General features: G+C 62.7%; 27 protein-coding genes. 15 read left to right on the forward strand and 12 right to left on the reverse strand.

Features of this window, described 5'->3' with window-relative positions; translation table 11 throughout:
* Positions 1-77 precede the first annotated feature (77 nt).
* Positions 78-830, forward strand: coding sequence for a DeoR/GlpR family DNA-binding transcription regulator (locus XB14_RS13230; protein WP_077962083.1), 753 nt, complete (start codon positions 78-80; stop codon positions 828-830).
* A 53-nt stretch (positions 831-883) separates the two neighbouring features.
* Here XB14_RS13230 and XB14_RS13235 read toward each other — a convergent pair whose 3' ends face one another.
* Entirely contained in the window at positions 884-1,891 is a 1,008-nt protein-coding gene (locus tag XB14_RS13235) for an asparaginase (RefSeq protein ID WP_077962084.1), read from the reverse strand.
* 71 nt (positions 1,892-1,962) lie between these two features.
* Here XB14_RS13235 and XB14_RS13240 point away from each other — a divergent pair, with 71 nt between their 5' ends.
* The 3 genes from XB14_RS13240 (at position 1,963) to XB14_RS13250 (ending at position 3,608) form a co-directional block, all read left to right on the forward strand.
* Entirely contained in the window at positions 1,963-2,700 is a 738-nt protein-coding gene (locus XB14_RS13240; RefSeq protein ID WP_077962085.1) for a DUF3750 domain-containing protein, read from the forward strand.
* An 87-nt stretch (positions 2,701-2,787) separates the two neighbouring features.
* Positions 2,788-3,273 carry an NUDIX hydrolase gene (locus XB14_RS13245; RefSeq protein WP_077962086.1) on the forward strand — a complete coding sequence of 162 codons (486 nt, stop codon included), beginning with the start codon at positions 2,788-2,790 and terminating at the stop codon, positions 3,271-3,273.
* A gap of 62 nt (positions 3,274-3,335) precedes the next feature.
* Complete coding sequence (locus XB14_RS13250; RefSeq protein ID WP_077962087.1) at positions 3,336-3,608, forward strand: hypothetical protein; 273 nt, start codon at positions 3,336-3,338, stop codon at positions 3,606-3,608.
* 12 nt (positions 3,609-3,620) lie between these two features.
* Here XB14_RS13250 and XB14_RS13255 read toward each other — a convergent pair whose 3' ends face one another.
* The 4 genes from XB14_RS13255 to XB14_RS33225 all read right to left on the reverse strand — a co-directional run bounded on the left by XB14_RS13255 (position 3,621) and on the right by XB14_RS33225 (position 7,624).
* Positions 3,621-4,619 carry an NAD(P)H-quinone oxidoreductase gene (locus XB14_RS13255; protein WP_077962088.1) on the reverse strand — a complete coding sequence of 333 codons (999 nt, stop codon included), beginning with the start codon at positions 4,617-4,619 and terminating at the stop codon, positions 3,621-3,623.
* Between the two features lie 128 nt (positions 4,620-4,747).
* A complete protein-coding gene (locus XB14_RS13260) occupies positions 4,748-6,544 on the reverse strand; it encodes a GGDEF domain-containing protein (protein WP_077962906.1) in 1,797 nt (598 codons plus the stop codon).
* A 215-nt stretch (positions 6,545-6,759) separates the two neighbouring features.
* On the reverse strand, positions 6,760-7,194 hold the full coding sequence (locus XB14_RS13265; RefSeq protein WP_179119583.1) for a DUF3995 domain-containing protein: 435 nt from the start codon (positions 7,192-7,194) through the stop codon (positions 6,760-6,762).
* Between the two features lie 28 nt (positions 7,195-7,222).
* Entirely contained in the window at positions 7,223-7,624 is a 402-nt protein-coding gene (locus XB14_RS33225) for a hypothetical protein (RefSeq protein ID WP_179119584.1), read from the reverse strand.
* 82 nt (positions 7,625-7,706) lie between these two features.
* On the opposite strand from XB14_RS33225, the gene XB14_RS13270 reads away from it, so the two are divergent.
* Positions 7,707-8,282, forward strand: coding sequence for a TetR/AcrR family transcriptional regulator (locus tag XB14_RS13270; RefSeq protein WP_179119585.1), 576 nt, complete (start codon positions 7,707-7,709; stop codon positions 8,280-8,282).
* Position 8,283: 1 nt separating this feature from the next.
* On the opposite strand, the gene XB14_RS13275 is transcribed toward XB14_RS13270, so the two are convergent.
* On the reverse strand, positions 8,284-8,832 hold the full coding sequence (locus XB14_RS13275) for an HdeD family acid-resistance protein (RefSeq protein ID WP_077962091.1): 549 nt from the start codon (positions 8,830-8,832) through the stop codon (positions 8,284-8,286).
* 147 nt (positions 8,833-8,979) lie between these two features.
* Between XB14_RS13275 and betI the strand changes: the two genes are divergently transcribed.
* The 4 genes from betI to betA all read left to right on the forward strand — a co-directional run bounded on the left by betI (position 8,980) and on the right by betA (position 14,503).
* Positions 8,980-9,582, forward strand: coding sequence for a transcriptional regulator BetI (gene betI / locus XB14_RS13280; protein ID WP_077962092.1), 603 nt, complete (start codon positions 8,980-8,982; stop codon positions 9,580-9,582).
* Entirely contained in the window at positions 9,579-11,114 is a 1,536-nt protein-coding gene (betC, locus tag XB14_RS13285; RefSeq protein ID WP_077962093.1) for a choline-sulfatase, read from the forward strand. The genes betI and betC overlap by 4 nt, the downstream gene beginning before the upstream one ends.
* A gap of 1 nt (position 11,115) precedes the next feature.
* Complete coding sequence (betB, locus tag XB14_RS13290; RefSeq protein WP_077962094.1) at positions 11,116-12,579, forward strand: betaine-aldehyde dehydrogenase; 1,464 nt, start codon at positions 11,116-11,118, stop codon at positions 12,577-12,579.
* Between the two features lie 274 nt (positions 12,580-12,853).
* On the forward strand, positions 12,854-14,503 hold the full coding sequence (gene betA, locus XB14_RS13295; RefSeq protein WP_077962095.1) for a choline dehydrogenase: 1,650 nt from the start codon (positions 12,854-12,856) through the stop codon (positions 14,501-14,503).
* Between the two features lie 10 nt (positions 14,504-14,513).
* On the opposite strand, the gene XB14_RS13300 is transcribed toward betA, so the two are convergent.
* Both XB14_RS13300 and XB14_RS13305 read right to left on the reverse strand, forming a co-directional pair.
* Positions 14,514-14,996, reverse strand: coding sequence for a DUF6644 family protein (locus tag XB14_RS13300; RefSeq protein ID WP_077962096.1), 483 nt, complete (start codon positions 14,994-14,996; stop codon positions 14,514-14,516).
* Positions 14,993-15,382 carry a DUF6152 family protein gene (locus XB14_RS13305; RefSeq protein WP_077962097.1) on the reverse strand — a complete coding sequence of 130 codons (390 nt, stop codon included), beginning with the start codon at positions 15,380-15,382 and terminating at the stop codon, positions 14,993-14,995. Before XB14_RS13305 ends, XB14_RS13300 begins: the two co-directional genes overlap by 4 nt.
* Positions 15,383-15,764: 382 nt before the next feature.
* Between XB14_RS13305 and XB14_RS13310 the strand changes: the two genes are divergently transcribed.
* The 5 genes from XB14_RS13310 to XB14_RS13330 all read left to right on the forward strand — a co-directional run bounded on the left by XB14_RS13310 (position 15,765) and on the right by XB14_RS13330 (position 21,515).
* Positions 15,765-17,678, forward strand: coding sequence for a HAMP domain-containing methyl-accepting chemotaxis protein (locus tag XB14_RS13310; protein ID WP_077962098.1), 1,914 nt, complete (start codon positions 15,765-15,767; stop codon positions 17,676-17,678).
* A 198-nt stretch (positions 17,679-17,876) separates the two neighbouring features.
* On the forward strand, positions 17,877-18,677 hold the full coding sequence (locus XB14_RS13315; protein ID WP_419178586.1) for a phosphoadenylyl-sulfate reductase: 801 nt from the start codon (positions 17,877-17,879) through the stop codon (positions 18,675-18,677).
* A 43-nt stretch (positions 18,678-18,720) separates the two neighbouring features.
* On the forward strand, positions 18,721-19,674 hold the full coding sequence (gene cysD, locus XB14_RS13320) for a sulfate adenylyltransferase subunit CysD (RefSeq protein WP_077962100.1): 954 nt from the start codon (positions 18,721-18,723) through the stop codon (positions 19,672-19,674).
* The gene (gene cysN, locus XB14_RS13325) at positions 19,674-21,179 is read left to right on the forward strand and encodes a sulfate adenylyltransferase subunit CysN (protein WP_077962101.1); all 1,506 of its coding nucleotides are present in this window, start codon (positions 19,674-19,676) and stop codon (positions 21,177-21,179) included. The genes cysD and cysN overlap by 1 nt, the downstream gene beginning before the upstream one ends.
* Positions 21,180-21,320: 141 nt before the next feature.
* Positions 21,321-21,515 carry a hypothetical protein gene (locus XB14_RS13330; protein ID WP_077962102.1) on the forward strand — a complete coding sequence of 65 codons (195 nt, stop codon included), beginning with the start codon at positions 21,321-21,323 and terminating at the stop codon, positions 21,513-21,515.
* Positions 21,516-21,536: 21 nt separating this feature from the next.
* Here the strand turns inward: XB14_RS13330 and XB14_RS33230 are convergent, their stop codons facing one another.
* Positions 21,537-21,680 carry a hypothetical protein gene (locus tag XB14_RS33230; protein ID WP_179119586.1) on the reverse strand — a complete coding sequence of 48 codons (144 nt, stop codon included), beginning with the start codon at positions 21,678-21,680 and terminating at the stop codon, positions 21,537-21,539.
* A 387-nt stretch (positions 21,681-22,067) separates the two neighbouring features.
* Entirely contained in the window at positions 22,068-23,027 is a 960-nt protein-coding gene (locus tag XB14_RS13335) for a bile acid:sodium symporter family protein (RefSeq protein ID WP_077962103.1), read from the reverse strand.
* A gap of 208 nt (positions 23,028-23,235) precedes the next feature.
* Between XB14_RS13335 and XB14_RS13340 the strand changes: the two genes are divergently transcribed.
* Positions 23,236-23,415: a hypothetical protein gene (locus XB14_RS13340; protein ID WP_077962104.1), complete on the forward strand. Its 180-nt coding sequence runs from the start codon at positions 23,236-23,238 to the stop codon at positions 23,413-23,415.
* 62 nt (positions 23,416-23,477) lie between these two features.
* On the opposite strand, the gene XB14_RS13345 is transcribed toward XB14_RS13340, so the two are convergent.
* The gene (locus XB14_RS13345) at positions 23,478-24,314 is read right to left on the reverse strand and encodes a glycosyltransferase family 8 protein (protein WP_077962105.1); all 837 of its coding nucleotides are present in this window, start codon (positions 24,312-24,314) and stop codon (positions 23,478-23,480) included.
* A 360-nt stretch (positions 24,315-24,674) separates the two neighbouring features.
* Positions 24,675-25,088, reverse strand: a complete 414-nt coding sequence (locus XB14_RS13350; protein ID WP_077962907.1) for a hypothetical protein — start codon at positions 25,086-25,088, stop codon at positions 24,675-24,677.
* Between the last annotated feature and the right edge of the window lie 184 nt (positions 25,089-25,272).

Raw genomic sequence — 25,272 nt, forward strand, 5'->3', positions numbered from 1 at the left:
GGATACGAAAGTTCCAGATTATTCTGGAACAATCGTGATATTTCGTGCAATATCGTGAATAGTCAAGGAGACATTTCATGCTGACCACACAGAGGCGGGCTTTGATTTCGGCGCGGCTGGCGCGTGACGGCGAGATCGTCGCCAAGCGCATGGCGGACGAATTGAGCCTGTCGGAGGACACGATCCGGCGCGACCTTCGCGAGATGGCGGCGGAAGGTTTGCTGAAGCGCGTGCATGGCGGCGCACTGCCCCTGGTACCGCCTTTGCCGAACTTCGCCGCGCGTCAGGAGATCGCCGGCGACGTCAAACGGCGGCTTGGGCGAAACGCCGCGGCAATGATCGAGGCGGGCCAGACGATCTTCCTCGATGGCGGCACCAGCAATGCGGAGATCGCGCGGGCGCTGCCAAGGGAGTTGCAAATCACGGTCATCACCCATAGCCCGACGATTGCCGCCGAACTCGAGCGGCACGAGGCCGAGGTGATCCTGATCGGTGGCCGGCTCTACAAGCATTCCATGGTTGCAACCGGCGCGGCAACCATTGCCGCCATCGCCGGCATTCGCGTCGACCTGTTCTTCCTCGGCGTCACCGCCATTCATCCGGCCCACGGCGTCTCGACCGGCGACTTTGAAGAAGCGGCCGTCAAGCGCGCCATCCTGAAGCAGGCGGCGGATACCTATGTGCTTGCGACAGACGAAAAATTCGGCGCAGTGTCTCCGCACCGGGTGGCCGACATCGTTGACCTCACCGGCTTCATCGTCCCTGAAGAGACTGGAGCCGAAACGCTTGCGCCCTATGCGGACGCAGACATCGCAATCGTCCGCGCCTGATATCACGGAATGCACACGCGGGCGGATCGCGCAGAAGCGCGGCCCGCGACGCCTCAGGCGGCGAAGGCTTCCGTCACCCTGACGTCGCCGACATGGATGCCGTTCCAGTTGTGCATGGAATGGTTTGCCTGCGCCATCAGCGCCGCGTGCAGCTCGGGCTCGTCCCTGAAGAAGTGGGCGAGCGTTGCCGCCACCATCGCTTCGGCGGCCCGGGTCGTCCCGTCCTCGCACTTCAGTGCGATCGCGACGCCTTTTTCCGGAACGGCGGCGCAGAAGACGCCTTCCGCCCCGGTCTTGGCGAAGATGCGGCCGGGCGCCGTCTTCATCAGCCGCGTGCAGGCGCGCTTGGTGCCGGCCACATAGAAGGGTTCGGCCATGCAGGCCTCGATCAGCCGCCTCGACGCACGGGCGCGCCCGGCTTCAAGGCCGACGCCGGTCGCCATCTTCGCGAAACCGTGAGCAAGCCCCTTCAGTGGAACGGCATAGGTCGGGATCGAGCAGCCGTCGACGCCGCAATTGTCCTTGGCGAGGATCGCACCCGTCAGGCTTTCCATCGCACCCCGGATCTCGCGTTGCAGCGGATGGTCGTAGCCGACATAGCCCTTCACTTCCGTGCCCGAATGGCAGCAGGCACAGATGAAGCCGGAATGCTTGCCGGAGCAATTGTTGTGCAGTGCCGTTGGCACCTCCAGGGTGCGGGCCTGCCCGATCAGCGTCTTCTGGTCGGACGACCAGTGGGCGCCGCATTCCAGTGCGGAGACGTCGCGGCCAGCGGCGGCGAGCATCTTTGCGGCCAGTTCCACATGTTCAGGCTCACCGGAATGCGACGAACAGGCAAGCGCGAGTTCCCTGTTTCCGAAGCCATAGGCGTCCGCGGCGCCGCTCTCCATCAAGGGCAGCCCTTGCATCGCCTTGCAGGCGGACCGGGGGAAGACGGCGGTATCGGTATCGCCGAGCGAGAAGACGGTCCGGCCGTCACCGTCGACGGCAATCACGGTGCCGCGGTGGCGACTTTCGACGAGATTGCCCCGGGTGACTTCGACGAGAACGGGATTCGACATGTCTTGCCCTCAAATTTCCGAAATTGCTCCGTGCATTTAGCAGGAATCTATTCGCAGGAAACGGAGTTTTCATGAAATTCGCCCGCAGGCTCGCTGTCGCCTTCCTCATCATCTACCTGCTGCCGGCGCTGGCCTCAGCCGGCTGGTGGTACATGCAGGAGCGACCGCAGAGCTGGCGCGACGCCGATTGGTCCTCGGCCGGCATCCTGCCCAAGCCGGCAGAAAGCCGAGACGCCGCGATCTACATCTTCTCGGCGACGACGGGCGGCATGAAGGGCGCGGTCGCCAGCCACGCCTGGATCGTGACCAAGGATGAGGGCGCCGCCACCTACGATCGTTACGACAAGGTCGGCTGGGGCAAGCCGATCCGCAAGAACGGCTATCCGGCAGACGCCCGCTGGTACTCGAACGAGCCGCGGCTGGTCATCTCGGTGACCGGCGCTGAGGCCACCCGGCTGATCCCGAAGATCGAGGCGGCGATCGGCAGCTATCCCTATGACTCGCCCGGTGGTTACCGGATCTGGCCTGGCCCGAACTCCAACACCTTCGTTGCCCATGTGCTGCGCTCGGTGCCGGAACTCGGCGTCGTGCTGCCGCCGGACGCCGTCGGCCGTGACTATCTGCCGGAGGGCAAGCTGTTCCAGATCGATGCCGATGGGCGCGACCTGCACGCCACACTCTACGGCCTGGCCGGTATCTCGGCGGGGGTCCGCAGCGGTTTGGAGGTGCATTTCTTCGGGCTCGTCGCCGGCTTCGATTTTGCAAGACCCGGCATCAAGATCCCGGCGCTCGGGCGTTTCGGGGTCTAAGTGCGCGACCGAGGCAATCGTCAAAGCGGAGGTTGAAGCGAGGGTCGCCACGTTGCATGGTCCGGCGCCAGACAAAAGGACGCGCCGATGCATGAGATCCCGATCAGAAGTTTCGCCGTTTCGGTGGTCGTTCTCCGCCCCGTCGCAACCGCCTTCGAGGTGCTCCTCCTCAAACGCACGGGAACGCTCGCTGGAACCTGGTGTCAGGTCGCCGGCGCGATCGAAGCCGGTGAAACGGCCTGGCAGGCGGGCGTCCGCGAAGTCGAGGAAGAGACCGGTCTGCGCCTCGACCGCTTCTATTCCGCCGACATCTGCGAGCAGTTCTACGAAGCCGACCGCAACGCCATCAGCCTGCTGCCCGTCTTCGTCGGCTTTGCGCCTAAGGACGCCGCGGTTCGGCTCAATGCCGAACACAGTGACTTTCGCTGGGTGAATTTCGACGAAGCGATCCGCATGGTGCCGTTTGCCGGCCAAAGGAAAGTGCTGAAGCATGTCCGGGACGAATTCGTCGACAACCAACCGAACCCCTGGCTTCTGATCCGGGAAACGGTGCCGGCCGGACCGGCCGGTTAGGCGAGGCTTGAACCTGAGCAAGGTGCCAAAAATGGAAAAGGGCCGCTCGAGGCGACCCTTCCATGAGTTTTGGCCGTGTAAATGGCCCGGGCTTCAGCCCGAAGGAAGGCGGGGATCAGGCCGAGGGCTGCCTCGACACCTTCACCTCTTCCATGCCCTTCACCAAGACCGAAATCTCATTAGACATTGGACCACCTTCCTTTCTGTTCGTTGCTGATGGTTTGAAGGTAAGCGATCCGTCAGCGATTACAAGGGCGACGATGGTCGAAGATCGCATTGCCTCATCGCGCCGCCGATCACAGGGCCAGATGATCGTTCCGATCACAGGGGCCTGATGATCGTTCCGATCACAGCGACATGATGATCTTGCCGATATGGTCGCCCTCCTCCATCTGGCGATGGCCGTCGGCCACAGCACTGAAGGGCAGAACGGAATGGATGACCGGCGCGACCTTGCCTGTCTCCAGCAGCGGCCAAACTTTTTCCGTGAGGCGATCACGGATCGCCTGCTTCTCCGCCGCCGTGCGCGGGCGAAGGGCCGAGCCCATCACATGCAGCCGCTTCGTCAGGATCGGCGCGATGTTCGCCCCTTCGACCTTGGCGCCCCCGAGGAAGGCGATGATCGACAGGCGGCCGTCCTTGGCGAGCGAGGCGATGTTGCGGTCGAAGTAGCGACCGCCGACCATATCGAGGATGACATCGACGCCGCGCCCGCCGGTTTCCCCGAGGATAACGGCCTTGAAGTCCTCATCGCGGTAGTTGATCGCGCGCTTTGCACCAAGCGTCTCGCAGGCTCGGCATTTTTCGGCGCTGCCAGCGGTGACGAAGACCTCGGCGCCGAACGCCCTGGCGAGTTGGATCGCCGTCGTGCCGATACCGCTGGAGCCGCCGTGGATGAGGATGGTCTCGCCCGCTTTCAGCCCGGCCATGTCGAAGACATTGGCCCAGACGGTGAAGAAGGTTTCCGGCAGGGCGGCCGCCTTCACGGCGTCATAGCCCTTCGGCCAGGCGAGTGCCTGAGTGGCGGGCACTGCCGTATATTCCGCATAGCCGCCGCCATTCGCAAGCGCGCAAACCTTGTCGCCGATGCGAAAGCCCTCGGCGTCCTCGCCCAATGCCACCACCTCGCCCGCCACTTCGAGGCCGAGGATCGGGCTTGCGCCCGGTGGAGGCGGATAGTCGCCCTTGCGCTGCAAAACGTCGGGACGATTGATGCCCGATGCTTCGACCCGAATGAGGATGTCGCCGGGCTTCACCTCCGGCAGCGGGCCTTTCGTGAGGGTCATGTTTTCCGGTCCGCCCGGAGACGGAAGGTCGACGAATTGCATTTCAGATGGAAGGGACATGGCGCTACCTCGCGAAATCTTACGCGCCATTACCTAGGGCAATTCCGGGAGAAGTGTGAAATGCTTTTCCGGCATCGCATCGTTTGCGCCGATGGCAAAAACTGATTTGGCCTGGCCGAAAGCGAATTTCAGCCGCCGAGTGCGTCCAACACAAGACCGGCTTCACTGGCCTTGGCGCGGGACTTGATTTCGGCGATGCGGGCGCTGACGGCCTGGGTGTCGGAAAAGACGAACCCCTCCGGCAGGCCCAGAACCGCGATCGAGCAGCGCATCAGCGGAAAATCCTTTGCCGAGCCGTCTCGGCCGTAGCCGCTGATGCGGCCTTCCGCCTGATGCTCCGGCGAATAGAGCTGGCATACGTCAGAGCGGAAATCGTCGAGCAGGCGGTGCAGGACCGTCTCCAGTTCCTCGACAGAACAGCCGCTGACGCCGACGAAGAAATCGTCGCCGCCGACATGGCCGAGGAACTTCTCTTCACCGATGAAGTGACGCCTTAGAAGGGCGGCAAACAGCGTGATCGCCAGATCGCCCTTCTGGAAGCCATAGGTGTCGTTGAACGGCTTGAAGTCGTCGAAGTCGCAATAGCAGAAGTAGCGGGCATGATCGCCGTCGAGGATCGCGTCCTGGACATAGTCGCGGATGGCACGATTACCGGGCAGGCCTGTCAGCGGGTTCTGCTCCTGCGCCATCTTCAACTGCTTCTCGTTGATGATCTTCAAGAGCGACGAAGCCGAGAGCGTACCGGCGTAGCGCATATTCTCCGTCAGGATCAGGCAATCGCTGCCGTCCATGCCGGCGAAGATCTTCAGCATCTCGTCGGCCGGCGTATCGAGATCGGCGATCGGCGCGGGGCTCACGAAATGCGAGATCCGCCGCTGGTAGATCCGGTTCTTCAGGAGGTCGCGGCCGAAGGGATGATAGATCAGTTCCTTGACGTGATATTCGTGCAGGATGCCGCGCGGCTCGCCATTGGCGTTCAGGACCGGGAAGAAGCCCTGGCGCGGGTTCCGCCTGAAGAGATCGAAGACGGAGTCGAGTTCGTCGCTTTCGCGCACGGTCGGCAGTTGCTCGATCTGCTTGCGGATCAGGATGCCGTCGAGCGAGGATGACGAGCGCCTGGCACCGGCGCTCTGGTCGAGATGCGGATAGGCGGGCAGAAGCTCGCTCAGATGCGTCGTCGGCCGGGCAACGTAGTAGCCCTGCACCAGATCGCAACCGAGATCGCGGCAGGTGAGGAATTCCGCTTCCGTCTCCACGCCTTCGGCGATCACGCGCGTGCCGAGCACATGGGCGGTGTTGACCGTGTGACGGACGAGATGACGCTTGCGGGCATCGGCCTCGATGCCGGAGATGAAATGCCTGTCGATCTTCACGTAATCGACCGGCTGGTCGCAGAGCAGCTTCAACCCGTTGAAGCCGGCGCCGAAATCATCGATCGCGAGCTTGAAGCCGGCAAGCCGGAGATCGCGCACCAGCGCGGAGAAATCCGGCATCTTGCCGCCGTCGAAACGCTCGGAAAGCTCGAAGCAGAGCGACGACGGCGCGATGTTGGCGCGTTTCAGATGATTGACAAGGCGCTCGACGATATCGCCCTCGCCGCCGACGAGGCGCGAGTCGAAGTTGAGAAACAGCGTGCGCGCGGCATGGTCGGGCAGCGTCGCAAAGCCGGCGACGGCGCGGCTGTTGATCATATGTTCGAGCGCCAGCAGCTGGCCCGCTTCTTCCGCCTTGTCGAGCAGCTCCAGCGGCGACGCGAAGCCGAGCTTCTGGAAGCCGCGCATCAGCGACTCGTAACCGAACACGGTTCCGGTCGCGGCTTCCGCGATCGGCTGGAAGGCGGTTTCGATCACCAGCTTGGCGAGCGTGACAATCTGGTCATCGCCGAACCGGCGCAACGAGAGAATTTCGGCGGGGGCGGCGGACATGCCGGACTCCAGAGACAGGGGACGGACGGACGCCGGCAGCATGGCCGCCAAGCGTCAACGAAGTCTTTCCCCACTATGAAGCTTTGATGAAAGCTATGTGACAGTCGCAACCGTCCCAAACAGATCAAAACATTCTAATGAAATCAGTGGTTTCATGAGCAAGTCCTGCCAGCGCCCGATGTCCGGCAGAAGGTCGGTCTTCAGCCGAAAGCGGGTCAGGCGACAACTAGCAATGCCAGGTATCCGGCACCGATAATCAGGCAGAGCGGGCCGTAGATGCGGCGGTCGAGCGTCACGAAGGGCTCCGTGCCATGGCGCTGGTGAAAGGCCACGGTGAAGGCCGACAATCCGCGTGCCACGAAGGCGGCAGCAAGCACCGCGAGACCGGAATGGACCAAGATTGGCGGCAGTGCGCCTGCCAAGAAGGGCGTGACGAACAATGGCAGGAGCGCCGCCGCAAGGATGAGCCCCGCGACGACCAGCGTCAGCCAGACCGGCGGCATCGCCGAGCGATGTTTTGTGCCCACGACTGTGCGCACCAGCGATGCCTCGTCGTGACAGGGCCAAAGCCCGCCCATTGCCCAATAACCATGCAACCCGGCGATGCCGGCAAGCACGAGAAAGATCAGGATCGCGATCACCGTCAGCATGAAGGTGTTTCCTTGCCGATCGTCCGTGTCAGACGGATACGTTTGATACAGGCCGGGCGCCCGATTGCGCGCCGATCGCCGCGAGCCCGGCCATGACGACGAAGGCTGCCCATTGCGGCGTGGCCCAGAGAGTGCCGAGATAGCCGAGGCCGTAACCGACAAAGAGTGCCGCATAGGCGAGATATTGTGCGATCACCCCACCTGCCAGGGGTACGCGATAACGTCCATTCACGGCGGCAAACAGCAGGGCGAGACTGTTGATCAGCAGGATGGCGCTGGTCGCGTGCCAGAGAAGCGAGACATAGGTTTGCAAGAGCGGCGACGGGCTGCTTTCAAGCAAGGGCGCGTGCACGTCCGGCCCGCCGGCGAAGAGGTGAATACCCGTTGTCACCAGGGACAGAATGCCCGCTGCAGAAAGCCACCTATTCATGATCCATCTCCAATTTTCACCATACGGCAGCGTATGTACGTCGCGCGATTGCATCCGTCAATACGGTGGCGTATGGATAGCCATGACGACAAAAAGTACCCTGACGAGCGATGATTGGATCAAAGCCGCCTTCCGCGCACTGACGACGGGCGGCGTGCAGGCGATCCGCGCCGAGGCGATTGCCCGCGACCTGAAGGTCAGCAAGGGCTCTTTCTATTGGCATTTCAAGGATGTGCCGGATTTGAAGGCAAAGATGCTTGCCCATTGGGCGAGCGAAGCGACCGACGCCATCATCGCCGAAGTCGAAGCCTCGCAACTGCCTGCGGAAGACCGTTTGCGGCTTCTGGTGCTCGCCGCGACGGATGACCGCACCCTCCCCTATGGCGGGCTGCTTGCCGACAGCGCCGTGCGCGAATGGGCGCGCTTCGACGCCGTGGCCGCAACGACCCTCAAGTCTGTCGACGAACGTCGCCTTGGCTACATCGCCGACCTGCTCGGCCATTGCGGATTTTCAGCAAAGGACGGCCGCAGTGGCGCCAGCGCGCTCTACGGCGCCCTGATCGGTCTTGAGGCGCTCGCCGCAAGCGGCCTGGCCGATCTTCGTGCCGATCTGCTCCGGCTGCTCGAGGCGCTACTCGGCAGCGGCAAATCGCGCTAGCTCAGCCCTTCGCCAGCACGCCGAAGGCGATCAGCGACAGGCCTTGCATGACAAGATCGACGGCGAGAAACAGGCCGAGGATCCAGAGGCTGTTGACCGGCCAGCCGGCGGCGATGATCAGGCCCGCGGCGAGCGTGACCAGACCGCCAAGCGCCACCCAGCCCCAGCCCTGCAGCGGCCGGAGCTTGAGGCCGACCCAGATGCGGAAGCAGCCGGCGATGATCAGGGCGATCGCCATGATGAAGGTGAGGAAGGAGGAGGCGAGCAGCGGGTTGATGAAGGCAAAGAGGCCGGCGATCGTATAGCAGGCGCCGCTCAAGCCCCAGTAGAGCACGCTGTCCCAGCCCTTCACCTGGAAGGCGTGAGCGAGATTGAACAGCCCGCCGACCAGCATGATGATCCCGACATAGTAGACGGACGCGACGGTCGCCATCAGCAGATTACCGAAGGCGAGGCCCCCGCACATGATCAACAGCACGCCAAGGGCGACGAACCATCCCCATTTGCCGGCAACCGCCGCCTTGTCGGCCCGATCGAATGCATGGGTCATTTCAACCTCCAGTCCTTCGGTTTGCAGGATCGCTAACGCGGCGATTGAGCCGGATTTCCGCACAAAAGGAAAGGAAAAACGAGGGCAGATTTTTATTGATTGATGAGTCAATCAAAAATAGACTGATTATCGTCAAGGGAGAGATCAATGCCGAAGGTCGGGATGGAACCGGTGCGCCGCAAAGCGCTGGTCGACGCAGCGCTGCGTGTGATCGGCGACCAGGGCACGCTTTCCGTTACCATGTCCGAGATTGCCCGTCAGGCTGGCGTCTCCCCTGCCCTTGCCCATCACTATTTCGGCAGCAAGGAACAATTGCTGATCGAGACGATCCGCAGCCTTCTACGGCAACTGCGCGACGACACGGTGACGGCGCTTCGCGCCGTGGCAGGCCCGCGCGAAAGGCTGAGCGCGCTGATCCGCGTTTCCTTCCAGGCAAGCCAGTTCGCACCCGACACGATCGCCGCGTGGCTTGCCTTCTACTCCGAAGCGCAGCGTTCGGAGGACGTCCGACGGCTGCTCGTGGTCTATGCGCGGCGCCTGCGCTCCAATCTTCTCGCAAGCCTGAAAGCGCTTTGCACGACCCATGACGCGGAACGCATCGCCGAAGGCGCTGCTGCGATGATCGACGGACTTTATATCCGCCAGAGTCTGCGCTCCGCGCCGATCAGCATCGAAGCCTCAATCGCGCTCACCGAAGACTACGTCACCTCGCACATCGATCGCCTCAAGTACCAGGGAACGGCCGCATGACCGCAAGACCGAACATCCTGATCATCATGGTCGACCAGTTGAACGGAAAGTTCTTTCCGGACGGGCCGGCCGCGTTCCTGCATGCGCCGAACCTCAAGACGCTCGCCGCCCGTTCGGCCCGCTTCCGCAACAATTACACCTCGTCGCCGCTCTGCGCCCCTGCCCGCGCCTCGTTCATGGCCGGGCAGTTGCCAAGCCGCACCCGCGTCTACGACAATGCCGCCGAATATCAGTCGTCGATCCCGACCTATGCGCATCACCTGCGCCGCGCCGGCTACTACACGGCGCTGTCGGGCAAGATGCACTTCGTCGGACCGGACCAGCTACACGGCTTCGAGGAGCGGCTGACGACCGACATCTACCCCGCCGATTTCGGCTGGACGCCCGACTATCGCAAGCCCGGCGAGCGCATCGACTGGTGGTACCACAATCTCGGCTCGGTCACCGGCGCCGGCGTTGCCGAGATCACCAACCAGATGGAATATGACGACGAGGTCGCCTTCCTCGCCAACCAGAAACTCTACCAGCTTTCGCGCGACAACGACGATGCCGACCGCCGTCCCTGGTGCCTGACCGTCTCCTTCACCCATCCGCACGACCCCTATGTGGCGCGCAAGAAATTCTGGGATCTCTACGAGGGTTGCGAACATCTGCTGCCCGAGGTCGGCATGCTGCCGGACGATCAGCAGGATCCGCATTCCAAGCGCATCATGCATTCCTGCGACTACGGCAATTTCGACCTGACGGAAGACAATATCCGCCGCTCGCGCCGCGCCTATTTCGCCAACATCTCCTATCTCGACGAGAAGGTCGGCGAACTCATGGACACGCTGACGCGTACCCGCATGCTCGACGACACGCTGATCCTCTTCTGCTCGGATCATGGTGACATGCTCGGCGAGCGCGGCCTGTGGTTCAAGATGAACTTCTTCGAGGGCTCTGCCCGCGTACCGCTGATGGTCGCCGGACCCGGTGTGACACCCGGCCTGCATCTGGCACCGACGTCCAATCTCGACGTGACGCCGACCCTTGCCGATCTCGCCGGCATCTCGATGGATGAGATAAAACCCTGGACCGACGGCATCAGCCTCGTGCCCATGATCAACGGCGAGGAACGCTCGGAGCCGGTGCTGATGGAATATGCGGCAGAAGCCTCCTACGCGCCGCTCGTCGCCATCCGCGAAGGCAAGTGGAAATATATCCACTGCGCGCTCGACCCGGACCAACTCTACGATCTCGAGGCAGACCCGCTGGAACTGAAGAACCTTGCCGCCAATCCGGAAACGCCGGCGCAGGCAGCGACGCTCGAGGCGTTCCGCGACATGTGCGCCGCCCATTGGGACATGGACGCCTTCGATGCAGCCGTGCGCGAAAGCCAGGCGCGGCGCTGGGTGGTCTACGAGGCGCTGAGGAACGGCGCCTACTACCCATGGGACCACCAGCCGCTGCAGAAGGCATCCGAGCGCTACATGCGCAACCATATGAACCTCGACAATCTCGAGGAATCCAAACGCTATCCGCGGGGAGAATGAGATGAAAGCCCAACCGCAAGCCTCGCACTTCATCGATGGCGAATATGTCGAGGACATCGCCGGCACCGTCATCGAGAGCATCTATCCGGCAACCGGCGAAGTGATCGCACGGCTGCACGCGGCAACGCCGGCAATCGTCGAGAAAGCGATTGCCGCGGCCAAGCGCGCCCAGCCGGAATGGGCGGCGATGAGCCCGACGGCCCGTGGCCGGATCCTGAAGCGCGCCGCCGAGATCATGCGCGAGCGTAACCGCGAGCTCTCCGAGCTCGAAACGCTCGACACCGGCAAGCCGATCCAGGAGACGATCGTTGCCGACCCGACCTCGGGCGCCGACAGTTTCGAGTTCTTCGGCGGCGTCATCGCCACGGCGCTTAACGGCGACTACATCCCGCTCGGTGGCGACTTCGCCTACACCAAGCGCGTGCCGCTCGGCGTCTGCGTCGGCATCGGCGCCTGGAACTATCCGCAGCAGATTGCCTGCTGGAAGGGCGCACCGGCGCTTGCCGCCGGCAACGCCATGGTCTTCAAGCCCTCGGAAAATACACCCCTCGGTGCCTTAAAGATCGCCGAGATCCTGGTCGAAGCCGGCCTGCCGAAGGGCCTCTACAACGTCATCCAGGGCGATCGTTCGACCGGCCCGCTGCTCGTCAATCATCCTGACGTCGCCAAAGTGTCGCTGACCGGCTCGGTGCTGACGGGCAAGAAGGTGGCGGGTGCGGCGGCTGCCGAACTCAAGCATGTGACCATGGAACTCGGCGGCAAGTCGCCGCTGATCGTCTTCGAGGACGCCGATCTCGAAAGCGCCATCGGCGGCGCGATGCTCGGCAATTTCTATTCGACCGGCCAGGTGTGCTCCAACGGCACCCGCGTCTTCGTCCAGAAGGGCATCAAGGAACAGTTCCTGACGCGGCTCAAGGCCCGTACCGAGGCGATCGTAATCGGCGACCCCATGGACGAGGCGACGCAGCTTGGGCCGATGGTTTCGATGCCGCAGCGCGACAAGGTCTTTTCCTACATCGAAAAGGGCAAGGCCGAAGGCGCGCGGCTCTTGACCGGCGGCGGCATCCCGAATGCGGTCAACAGCGAAGGCACGTACATCCAGCCGACCGTCTTTGCCGACGTCACCGACGGCATGACGATCGCGCGTGAGGAGATCTTCGGTCCTGTGATGTGCGTGCTCGACTTCGATGACGAGGCCGAGGTGATCAAGCGCGCCAACGCCACCGAGTTCGGCCTTTCGGCCGGCGTCTTCACCGCCGACATCACCCGCGCCCATCGGGTGGTCGACCAGCTCGAAGCCGGCACGCTCTGGATCAACACCTACAATCTCTGCCCGGTGGAGATCCCCTTTGGCGGCTCGAAGCAATCCGGCTTCGGCCGCGAGAATTCGGTGGCAGCACTCAACCACTACAGCGAGCTGAAGACCGTCTATGTCGGCATGGGGCCGGTACAGGCGCCGTATTGAGATTGGGGGTTGCGGCCGCCCCTCACCCTAACCCTCTCCCCGCAGGCGGGGAGAGGGTACGTGGCAGGACCGCTGCGCCGAGCGAAGGCTGAGCGCAACGGAGACGCCAGAAGGAAACGGGACGTTGCGGCAAGATCCCTTCTCCCCGCATGCGGGGAGAAGGTGGCGGCAGCCGGATGAGGGGCGGATCCCTCACCGTGCGGATGAGGGACGCATCCTCACCCGCGAAGGAGGGGCGTGCCGAGGGCAGCTAGGTAGAAGAAAGACCACGTCTATGCAGGCAGATTACATCATCATCGGCTCCGGCTCCGCCGGTTCGGCGCTCGCCTACCGGCTCTCGGAAGATGGCAAGAACACCGTCCTGGTGCTGGAATATGGCGGGACGGATGCCGGACCCTTCATCCAGATGCCGGCGGCGCTTGCCTGGCCGATGAGCATGAAGCGCTACAATTGGGGCTACCTCTCCGAGCCTGAGCCGAACCTCAACAACCGGCGCATCACCGCGCCGCGCGGCAAGGTGATCGGTGGCTCGTCGTCGATCAACGGTCTTGTCTATGTTCGTGGTCATGCGGAAGACTTCAACCGCTGGGAGGAGCTTGGCGCCCGTGGCTGGGCCTATGCGGACGTGCTGCCCTATTTCAAGCGCATGGAACATTCTGATGGCGGCGAAGCCGGCTGGCGCGGCACTGACGGGCCGCTGCACGTCAAGCGCGGCCCGGTTCACAACCCGCTGTTCCATGCCTTCATCGAGGCGGGCAAACAAGCGGGCTTCGAGGTGACCGACGACTATAACGGTTCGAAGCAGGAAGGCTTCGGGCTGATGGAGCAGACCGTCTGGCAGGGCCGGCGCTGGTCGGCGGCGAATGCCTACCTGAAGCCGGCGATGAAGCGCCAGAACGTTTCGCTGGTGCGCTGCTTCGCCCGCCGCATCATCATCGAGAACGGTAGGGCGACCGGCGTCGAGATCGAGCGCGGCGGAAAGATCGAGATCGTCAAGGCAAACCGCGAGGTCGTCGTCTCGGCTTCCTCGTTCAATTCGCCGAAACTTTTGATGCTTTCGGGTATCGGCCCGGGTGAACACCTGAAGGACATGGGCATCGAGGTGAAGGCCGACCGGCCGGGCGTCGGGGCGAACCTGCAGGACCACATGGAGTTCTATTTCCAGCAGGTCTCGACCAAGCCGGTGTCGCTCTATTCCTGGCTGCCGTGGTTCTGGCAGGGCGTTGCCGGCGCGCAATGGCTGTTCTTCAAGAAGGGCCTTGGCATTTCCAACCAGTTCGAGGCCTGCGCCTTCCTGCGCTCGGCGCCCGGCGTCAAGCAGCCTGATATCCAGTATCACTTCCTGCCGGTGGCGATCAGCTACGACGGCAAGGCCGCGGCCAACACCCACGGCTTCCAGGTGCATGTCGGCTACAATCTCTCGAAGTCGCGCGGTAACGTCACGCTGCGCTCTTCCGACCCGATGGCCGACCCGGTGATCCGTTTCAACTATATGAGCCATCCGGAGGACTGGGAGAAGTTCCGTCACTGCGTGCGCCTCACCCGCGAGATCTTCGGCCAGAAAGCCTTCGACCACTATCGCGGCCCGGAGATCCAGCCGGGAGAGAAAGTACAGTCGGACGACGACATCGATGCCTTCCTGCGTGAACATCTGGAAAGCGCCTATCACCCCTGCGGCACCTGCCGGATGGGCGCCAAGGACGACCCGATGGCGGTGGTCGATCCGGAGACCCGCGTCATCGGCGTCGACGGGCTTCGTGTCGCCGACAGCTCGATCTTCCCGCACGTGACCTACGGCAACCTGAACAGCCCGTCGATCATGACCGGCGAAAAGGCGGCCGACCATATCCTCGGCAAGCAGCCGCTGGCGCGTTCCAACCAGGAGCCCTGGATCAACCCGCGCTGGCAGGTCAGCGACCGGTAAGCCGGCGTCCTTAGCCCACGAAGCCGATCCAGCGACCGGCCAGCACTGCGCCGAGCCATATGGTCAAGGAAGCCAGCGCCTGCACGCGCAGGCGCTGGTCCACCACGCCACTGGTGGCGGCCGCCAACCAGGCCGTACTCAGGCGCACCGACATCGCGTTCAAGGTGCCCAGCGCCAGCAGCACCAGCTTGGTCAGGAAGGCAGGATTGGCGAGATAGGCCGCCGGCCTGACGCTGAAGAGGCAAAGGCCGGTGACGATCGCCATCGCCAGGCCGATCGCAGCCGCCCGCGCCAGAAACGGACCGAGCACGTCGACGGGCGCCTGACCGACGAGCCCGAGCAGCCTCAGATCAAGCGGCACGATCGCGCCGATGAGCAGGCCAATCGCGAGAATATGCGCCGCATTGACCACGAGATAGAGGAGCGCCGAGCGCCTGAGCAACGCCGCTACCGGCCAGCCGGCAATCCATTCGACGAGTTCCGCGCCGCTCATCCACCAGCCCGGATGCGTTCCGGATAGATGTCATAGGTCTTGCCGGCGACCGTGATGCGCACCGCCTTCATGCGCTTTTCGTTCGGGTCGAGCGAGCGGTTGCCGAGAACGGTGATCTCGTCGCCGGCCTTGGCCGAACCCTCCACGAAGCCTGAACGTTCGGTCTGGCGGGGATTGCCGAGCTCGACGTGCCACATCCCATCCGTGGTCGATTCCACTTCAAGGGTCGGGTGCGGCGGCGCCATCGAGATTTCGCGGATGATGCCTTTGAGCTCGATCTGGTCGGCCTCGGCCCAGGACCATCCGTGATGGGCATAGGCGCCGGTGACCAGTAGCCCCGTCAGGATGATTGCGACAACGCCAGGGCGTGAAATGGCATTCAACATCTGCCTGCTCCTTCGCCTGTTTCGGAGAGGTGGCAGCTTGAACCCGAAGAGCGGATTGCGAAAGGACGCGGTCTTCAACACTTCTTGAGCATCGCACCCGGACACCGCCTGTGGTTGCCATGACCGTGGGTTGCGCGAACTTTAATCAACAGCTTAAAATTTAGCCATTCTTAATCTCCGATTGTTATGTCTAGATGAGACGGAGTGAACGCTGGGCGAATGTGCCATGACGGCAGTTTCGCCGCGTGAGATCGCGTGCTCCATCCCATCATCGACATCACTCCCCTGCCAAGGCGAGCTTGCTTACCGATGCCCTTGCGGCGTGTCCGCGGCCATCGGCCGAGGATGATTTTGCCTTGCGGGCAACCGAGGAGCGTTATTCATGACAATCAAAGCACGTCTGCTCGTGTGTTTGTCCCTGCTCGCCGTCGCCATGCTGGTCATGATCGCCACGGCCTTCAATGCGATGACCTCAATCTCCAAGCGGACGGAATCGATCGTCGCGGATCGCCTGCTGCCCGTCGATCATCTGAAAACGGTGTCCGACATGTACGCCGTCGAGATCGTCGACACGACCCACAAGGTCAGAAGCGGCGCTCTCGACTGGGCGGCAGGCAAGCAGGCGATCGACACCGCCCTTGCCACCATCGATATGCAATGGCGCACCTATGAGGCGACACGGCTCACACCCCGGGAAAAGGAGCTCGCCGAAACGTTCGACAAGGCGCGCGTCGCCAGCGACGCCTCGATCCGCAGCCTCGTCGAGATCATGGAGCGCGAGGACAAGCCTGAGCTCGAGCGTTTCGCCGACGGCAAGCTCTACCCCTCCGTCGATCCTCTCGCCGCACCCATCAGCGAACTGATCAAGCTGCAGCTTTCCGAAGCCAATAACGAACTCGAGGCCGCCAAGGCAGAGAAAGCGAGCCTTACGCTTTGGCAAACCGTGATCGCCGGCTTCGCCCTGATCATGCTTGGAGCGACCGTCTGGTTCGTGATCGCCGGCCTGCTGCGTCCCCTGACGAAACTGCGCGAGGCCATGCGCCAGCTTGCCGCCGGCAATCTCAAGGCCGTCATTTTCGGCGAGGGCCGCCGGGATGAAATCGGCCAAATGGCGAGTGCGGTCGCCATCTTCCGCGACAACGCGCTGGAGCGCCAGCGGCTGGAGCAGGAGGCGGAAGCCGGCCGTTCGCTTTCCGAACGGGAGCGCGAACAACGCGAAGCGCAGAAGGCGAAAGAGGCGGCCGAGGTCCAGGCGGCGGTCAGTGCGCTCGGATTTGGCCTCGACCGGCTGGCAGAGGGTGACCTCACCTTCCGGATCGAGCAGCCGCTCGCCGACCGGCTCGACGCCCTGCGTACCAATTTCAACAGCTCCGTCACCAATCTCGAAGAGGCGCTTCGCTCGGTCGGCGAGAACGCCCGCAGCATCAATGCCGGCGCCAGCGAAATCCGCTCGGCGGCGGGCGATCTTTCCAAGCGCACGGAACAGCAGGCCGCCTCGGTCGAGGAGACCGCAGCCGCGCTCGACCAGATCGCCACCACCGTCGCCGATGCCAGCCGGCGGGCGGAAGAGGCCGGCACGCTCGTCACCCGCACCCGAGGTGCTGCCGAGAAATCCGGCGAAATCGTCGGCAATGCCGTCACCGCCATGAGCGGCATCGAAGCCTCGTCGCGGGAGATCTCCAGCATCATAGGCGTGATCGACGACATCGCCTTCCAGACGAACCTCTTGGCGCTCAACGCCGGCGTCGAGGCGGCCCGCGCCGGTGAGGCCGGCAAGGGTTTTGCCGTCGTTGCCCAGGAGGTGCGCGAGCTTGCCCAGCGCTCGGCGCAAGCCGCCAAGGAGATCAAGGTGCTGATCGCCACCTCCGGGCAGCAGGTGAAATCCGGCGTTGCGCTGGTGCGCGAGACCGGCACGGCGCTTGAGAGCATCATCATCGAGGTCAAGGAGATCAGCAGCCACGTCACCGCCATCGTCGAAAGCGCCCGCGAGCAGGCGGCCGGCATCCAGCAGATCAACACCGCCGTGAACGCGATCGACCAAGGCACGCAACAGAACGCAGCCATGGTGGAGCAATCGACCGCCGCCAGCCACAGCCTTGCCCGCGAGGCCGGCGCGCTCAACGACCTCCTCATACGCTTCAAGACCGGCAATGGCTCTTTGGCAGCGCCACGCCTCGTGGCAAGTGGCGCCACGGAAAGTACATCCCCCTCGCCCGCACGGGCCTTGACCCGCAAGCTCGCCGGCGCCTATCGCGGCGGCGCTCGGCCACAGGAGGACGGCTGGGCGGAGTTCTGACCGATCAGACGTAGACCAAGGAGGCGCGAACCTTGTTTCGCGCCTCCAGCTTTTTACGGCCTACCTGCAGCAGGCAATACAGTATTAAATCTAGTAAATTACTAGCTTATATTCGGTTTTTCGCTGCTTTTCGATCTGAGAGGCAGATTTGCTCCAAACAAACAGCATTAGAAACCGCTATTTCTGTCCATTGACCTGTTGGGCTGCGATATTCCGACCAAGTTGGAACAGGACGCAGCCATGACCACGTCACTCCTCGAAACCACCGCCAAGGCTCTGAACGAGAAGCTCGAAAGCCTGGATCTCGCCGGGCGGCTGGCGCTCGTCGTAAGCCTTGAAGGGCGAGCAGTCTTCACGACCTCGCTCGGCATCGAGGACCAGGTGATCACCGCCGCCATCGGCAAGAACAAGCTTGCCGTCGATGTCGTCACGCTCCAGACCGGCCGCCTGTTCAATGAAACCGCCGCCCTCATCGACAAGACGGAAGAAGCCTTCGGCATCCTGATCAAGCGCTACCATCCGGAACAGGCCGACATCGACGCCTATGCGGCGCGTTACGGTCTCAACGGTTTCTACGAGAGCGTCGAAGCCCGTCATGCCTGTTGCGACGTGCGCAAGCTGAAGCCGCTTGCGCGCGCGCTCGAAGGGGCAACCTTCTGGGTTACCGGCCTGCGCCGCGGCCAGTCTGGAAACCGCGCATCGACCCCTTTCGCTGAGGCCGATCTGGAACGCGGGCTGATCAAGGTCAACCCGCTGGTGGATTGGGACATCGAGACCATCAACAGCTTCGTCGCTGCCCATGCCGTTCCGGTCAATCCGCTGCACGCCCGCGGCTACCCCTCGATCGGTTGCGAGCCCTGCACTCGCGCGATCAAGCCCGGCGAGCCGGAGCGCGCCGGCCGCTGGTGGTGGGAGAACGACGAGAAGCGCGAATGTGGTCTGCACGTTCCGGAAGCTGCCGCCAGTTCCATCATCCCGAATTCGAGCAGCGCCGCCTGAGGCTGGCGCGCTCATCCGAAGACAAATCCTCCCGGAGACTGAAATGCCCCATAACCTTCCGGAAACGGAACTGCACAATCCGCAGAGCGCCAAACCGCCGCTCGATCCGCACCTGAAGGCGCTGGAAAACGAGGCGATCCACATCTTCCGCGAAGTGGCGGCCGAGTTCGAACGCCCGGTCATGCTCTATTCGATCGGCAAGGATTCCTCGGTGCTCCTGCACCTCGCCCGCAAGGCCTTCTATCCCGGCCGCGTGCCCTTCCCGCTGCTGCACGTCAACACCGGCTGGAAGTTCGCCGAGATGATCGCGTTTCGCAACGAGATCGTCGAGCGCTACGACCTCGACCTGATCGAGCACGTCAATCCGCGCGGTGCGGCCGAGAACGTCACGCCCTTCACCCACGGCTCGGCGCTCTATACCGACATCATGAAGACCGAAGCCCTGCGCCAGGCGCTCGACGCCGGCCAGTTCGACGCGGCCTTCGGTGGCGCGCGCCGCGACGAGGAGGCGAGCCGCGCCAAGGAGCGCATCTACTCCTTCCGCACGCCCGACCACCGTTGGGATCCGCGCAACCAGCGCCCGGAACTCTGGAACGTCTATAACGGCATGATCCGCAAGGGCGAGAGCGTGCGCGCCTTCCCGCTCTCCAACTGGACCGAGGTCGACATCTGGCGCTACATCCAGGCCGAAGAGATTCCGATCGTGCCGCTCTACTTTGCTGAGAAGCGCCCGATCGTCGAACGCGACGGCATGATGATCCTCGCCGAAGATCCGCGCCTCGAACTGCTACCGGGCGAAACCAAGCGCGAGGAAGTCATCCGCTTCCGCACGCTCGGCTGCTTCCCGCTGACCGGCGCCATCCGCTCGAACGCGACGACGCTCGACGACATCATCTCCGAACTCGAAACCGCGACCGTATCCGAACGCCAGGGCCGCGCCATCGACCGTGACCAGTCCGGCTCGATGGAAAAGAAGAAACGCGAAGGATATTTCTGATGACCGCACCCGCAACCGCGAATGCCGTCGAGCACGTTGCTGCCGGCGAGGTTCTGGCTTTTCCGGCGCAGGAGCCGGCGCGCGCCACCCGTGACAGTCGTCCGCTTCGCCTGATCACCTGCGGCTCGGTCGACGACGGCAAGTCGACGCTGATCGGCCGCCTGCTCTGGGATACCAAGGCGGTCAAGGAAGACCAGGCAGCGACCCTACAGCGTGATTCCAGTGGCAAGCAGAACGATCTCGGCCTGCCCGATTTCGCATTGCTGCTCGACGGCCTGCAGGCCGAGCGCGAACAGGGCATCACCATCGACGTCGCCTATCGCTATTTCTCGACCGACAAGCGCTCCTTCATCGTCGCCGACACCCCCGGCCATGAGCAATATACCCGCAACATGGCGACCGGCGCTTCGACCGCCGATCTCGCCGTGCTCTTGGTCGATGCGCGTGTCGGCCTTTTGGAACAGACCCGCCGGCACGCGACGATCGCGACGCTGATGGGCATCAAGCAGTTCGTGCTCGCCGTCAACAAGATCGACCTCACCGACTACGACCGCGCCCGTTTTGAGGAAATCAGCCACGAGTTCAGGGAATTGGCGCTGTCGCTCGGCGTGCGCCAGGTCACGGCCATCCCGGTTTCGGCGCTGAAGGGCGAAAACGTCGTCTATGACGGCAGCGCCTCCATGCCCTGGTATGACGGCCCGACCTTGATCGAGGTCTTGGAACTGGCAACCACCCGTTCGGCCCAGACGGTGGGCTTCCGCCTGCCGGTGCAGCGCGTCTCGCGTCCGGGCGAGAGCTTCCGCGGCTACCAGGGTACGGTTGCCGGCGGCTCGGTGAAGCCCGGTGACAGCGTCGTGATCCTGCCCTCGGGCATGGTTGCCAACGTCACCAAGATCGTCACCTTCGACCTCGTGCGCAACGCGGCGGTCGCCGGCGACGCGATCACGCTCGTGCTCGACCGTCAGGTGGACGTGTCGCGCGGCGACATGATCGTGGCGATCGACAGCCAGCCGCTGACGGGTCTTTCCTTCGACGCGCAGCTCGTCGCGCTGCAGGCGGAAGGCATCCAGCCCGGCAAGCGCTACTGGCTGAAGAGCGGCAGCCGCCGCCAGCGCGTCCAGGTGCAGCCGGCAAGCCAGCTCGATCTCAAGACCGGCAAGTGGAACCAGGCCGACCAACTGCCAATGAACGCGATCGGCAAGGTGCATCTCGCCTTCGACGAACAGGCGATCTTCGACACCTACGAGCAGAACCGGACCACCGGCGCCTTCATCCTGATCGACCCGGACACCAACAACACGGTGGCCGGCGGCATGATCACGGCCAAGCGCTCGGCGCTCGGGGGCATCCACACCGAGGACGCCCGTGTCATCCTCTCGCTGCCGGCCGATCTTGCCGACAAGCTGATGGCGACGGAGCTTTTCGCCGGCCGCCGCGAGGAAGCCGAGGTCCGCCGCGTGAGTGCCGGAAAGGCCATCGAGATCATCGACGATATCGACGGTTGAACGACAGATACACACCGCAGAAAGGGGCCAGAACGGCCCCTTTTCATTTGCTTGCGGCGACTGAGGTCCAGCCACGATCGCGGCAGATGCCTTTCCAGAAGGGCGCGTTGCACTATCTCCCTGCCACATGGGAGAAGCACCATGAAATCGGAACTTCAAGGCGAGGACGCGAGGCGGCAAGGCATTCGCGGTCGCACGGTATCGATCGAGACATTTGCGTGGAGATACCGGCTCGACACGGAAGAAGCCGAGCGGCTGCAAGACCAGTTCGGTCCGGCCGCTGGCGAGATCGAACTGCTGCAGGCGGCCCGCCGCAACGGCATGCCGGAGGAGTAGACCCAGCCGGCATGATCATCGCTACAGCTGCTGTTCGATCGCAGGCATAACCATTGTCAGCGGCGCGGGATCGGCATGCTGCCACAGCTGATAGCCGACAACGCTGCCGAGGATGGCGGACCATATGGCGATCTCGCGAAAGGTGAAAATCGGTTCCTTCAACATCTGAGCCTCTTTGGGCATGAACAAGTGTTGATGGAAATATCGCGCCGATTGTTCACGCTGATAAGACGCCAATCGGTGAACACGTCGTTTCAATGTGAACAATAAAACGGCACATCGCTGTCGGCATCCGACGCCGCGGAGCCATTCACCGTCCCAAAACGGGACAAGACAGGCAATCGCTTCACCCTGACCCGAAATCGTACGGATCGCGCCTTTTCATCCGTCCGCGCATTCGTAAGTTGGCGCGTCGATCATGAGGATCGATAGGGCTGTTTCACCGTTTCTGGACGTTGTGGGACAGTCCGCCTGACCAAGCAGCCATCCTGGCCCGGCATATAAAAAGGGCCCTTGCGAGCCCTCTCCTGCTACTCATCGCGGGCAACGTGATCAGCGGGTGCTGACCACGGGATCGGCATTGTCTTCCTCCGTGCGGCTCGCGAAATAGTTGGCAAGCAGCGCACCGGAAATGTTGTGCCAGACGCTGAAGATCGCGCTCGGGACCGCAGCCACGGGCGAGAAATAGGCATTGGCGAGCGCAGCACCCAGACCACTGTTCTGCATGCCGACTTCAATGGCAATGGCCTTGCGCTTGGCGAGCGACAGGCCGGCCGCCTTGGCGGCGAAGAAGCCGAGCAGATAGCCGAGACCATTGTGCAGGACAACGACGGCGAAGATCAGCAGTCCGGAGCTTGCAATTGCTCCCTTGCTTGCGCCGACGACGGCGGCAACGATCAGCACGATGCCGGTGACGCTGACCAGCGGCAAAGCCGGCACCGACGCCTTGACCAGACCAGGCAGCAGTTTCTGGAAGAGAAAGCCCAGCGCCAGCGGCAGGAGCACGACCTTGACGATGCTCATGAACATCGCCATCGCATCGACCGGCAGATACTGGCTTGCAAACGTCCATACCAGGAACGGGGTGACGATCGGCGCGAGCAACGTGGTGACGCTGGTGCAGGCGACCGAAAGCGCGACATCGCCCTTGGAAAGATAGGTCATCACATTGCTCGACGTGCCACCGGGGCAGCAACCGACGAGGATGACGCCGGCGGCCACTTCTGGCGACATCGGAATGACGGCGGTCAGCAGAACCGCGAGCAGCGGCATGATCAGAAACTGGGAGACAACGCCGATACCAACCTCGAACGGGCGCTTGGCGACCTCCTTGAAATCGTCAGGCGAAATCGTGAGGCCCATGCCGAACATGATGATGCCGAGAAGCGTGACAATGTAGGGCGTGATCTGCTTGAAAACATCAGGGAAAACGAAGCCGAGAACGGCGAATAGAATGACCCAGAGCGCGAATGTGCGTCCGACGAACTGGGAAAACGATGCGACAGCCTTCAAAATGGTACTCCTTGGCATGATGGCGGCTGTCTAGGCCCGACGGCGTATGGCTTCAACACGCTTCAAACAAAAAACCGCCGGAGATCGCAACTTTATGTCGACGGAGCCGTGGCGACCGACATAAACGCGACGCATATGGACAGAGACCATCTCCTGCGGATATCAGGCAGGTCGTGCATCGCGAGCGCAGCGGCTCAAGGAGATGAAGATGACCTCGGACAAGAAACCGGAAACAAGCGTGTCGGTCGAGAAACGCCAGAACGGCAGATGGTGCTTCGTCATCAAGTTTCGCGGCGTCACCTATCCTGCCCAGGGCAATTTCACGTCGATGCTGGAAGCGCAGGCCAGCGCGCAATCCGTGCTGAAGGGCCTGGAGAAGCAAGGCTGACCGACCATATGGTCAGCAGCAACGTTAAAGTGCTTGAGCCCACACGGCTCCATCATGCGCAGCTAGCGGGCGAAAGCCGCGAACCACTGCCACTTCCTTCTGATCGAACGGAGCAGAGTCCGAATGCGCCGATCGCGCTTCGTGATCAGTCGCGCCGAGCGCCAGGGTGTTTGCTTCCGGTACTCCAGATACGTCGCCTTCTCCGGGTGCTCGCATTCTTTCGTGTTCGGCTTGGCATGCGTGAAGTGCACGATGGAAGCTTCGGAATAGTCTTCCCATCCCTTCTGCGCATTCCAGCAGCCGGCGAGATGAAAGAAGTTCCCTTCGGTCGCGAGATTCAAAACGTCCTGATCCAAGAAATCGAATGAACGACTCTGAAGCAGTTTGTTGATCCGGGCGGTGTAATCCTGTGCGTTCCACGCATCGATATCGACAAGCAGGACTCCCGCATTGAAGTAAGGCGTACTCGCTGCTCGAGCAAGCGGCGGGTTGAAACGCGCCGGATCGTCATAGGGAACCGCCGCAACCGCCTTGCCATCGAGCGCCAAGTCGAACAGGGGCGCGAGGCTTTTCCTGATCAGCGTGTCGGCGTCCAAATAGAGCATGCGACAATGTCGGTCAGCGATCAGCTCCGGCAGATACAGGCGCGCGTAAGTGGCGCGGCTCCAGTAGCTCGTCGTCCTCAGTTTGGAAATCTTGCTGAGGAGATCACCTTCAATATCAATGAAATGCAGCTTTCGCTTTGCACAGGCCTGCAGCATGTCCTTGTCGGAAGCCAGCAATCCGTCGGTCAGGATAACAAGCTGGGCATCCGGTATGCCGCCATTTTCTTCGAGGGAGTAAAGCATGACACCCGCGAGCTCCGCGAAGCGCCTGTCAATCGAGCATGCAACAATCATCTTAATGTCATGTCCAGCAATGCAACGCCGTCCCAAAGGGGCCGCATGCAATGTCCTGGCCAAAGCAAGGCCCTGCTCGACCGGATATCGCCGGGAGCTTTCTCGATTTGCCAAGACTTGGAATAGCGGTGCCTCGCCAAGCGAAGGTCACGCTCACGGTGTCGCGCAATATGCGACAGCAGGATCAGTAAAATTAATAGGCCATCTCTTACCCGAAGACGCGCGAATGCGCTGGTGTGCGATTGTTCATGGCCAATGAATTCGCACACCATGCGCCTGCGTCAAGTGGGCACTACAGATACTGGTTGTTTCTCCGCAGAAGATCGCGCAAATCTTGTAGAAACAACCCGTGCGCAGCACCTATTCGGTCGCGGAGCGGATGATGTTGCAGAGCCCTTCCTGCACCACCTGCTTGGTGGCCACCTGCCCGACCTGGATATCGAACATCGCATCCACCCGCGTGCCTGAGCCGCGCTTGCGGGCAACGACGCGTAAGGTCTGCAGGCGCCCGGAACCGGCCGTATCCTGGTAGGCCTCGATCGTGCCGAGCGACTTGTTGATCTCGATGCCCGAAAACCCTTCGGCCGCCACCCCGCGCGCCATCCGCTGCAACGCGGTCTCGGGTTTCAGCTTCGGAAACTCCTGCCAGGTCTTGAAGAAAACCGGCGTCACCAGCGGCACGCCCGTCGCCTTGAAATTCTTCTCGCAACTCTGCGCCGCCGCCACCGAATGGCCGGCCACAAGCAGAACCGCCGCAATGGAGAGATGCTTGATCGACATTCCCGTTCCTCGTCGTTGATCGAATGACGGGAACCTAGAGGCTTCGCCCGCGCGCCGACAGGTCGCGGCAGGCGTGGGTGCACGGGTTTTCGACCAATGGCTTCGAAGTGGCGACGAACGGCTAAGGAGAAGCGCCAGGGTGGCAACGATTGGCGCGCCGCGCGGCGGCGAGAACAGC

Origin of the sequence: Ensifer adhaerens, from assembly GCF_002007205.1 — a bacterium.
Lineage (GTDB): Bacteria > Pseudomonadota > Alphaproteobacteria > Rhizobiales > Rhizobiaceae > Ensifer > Ensifer adhaerens_D.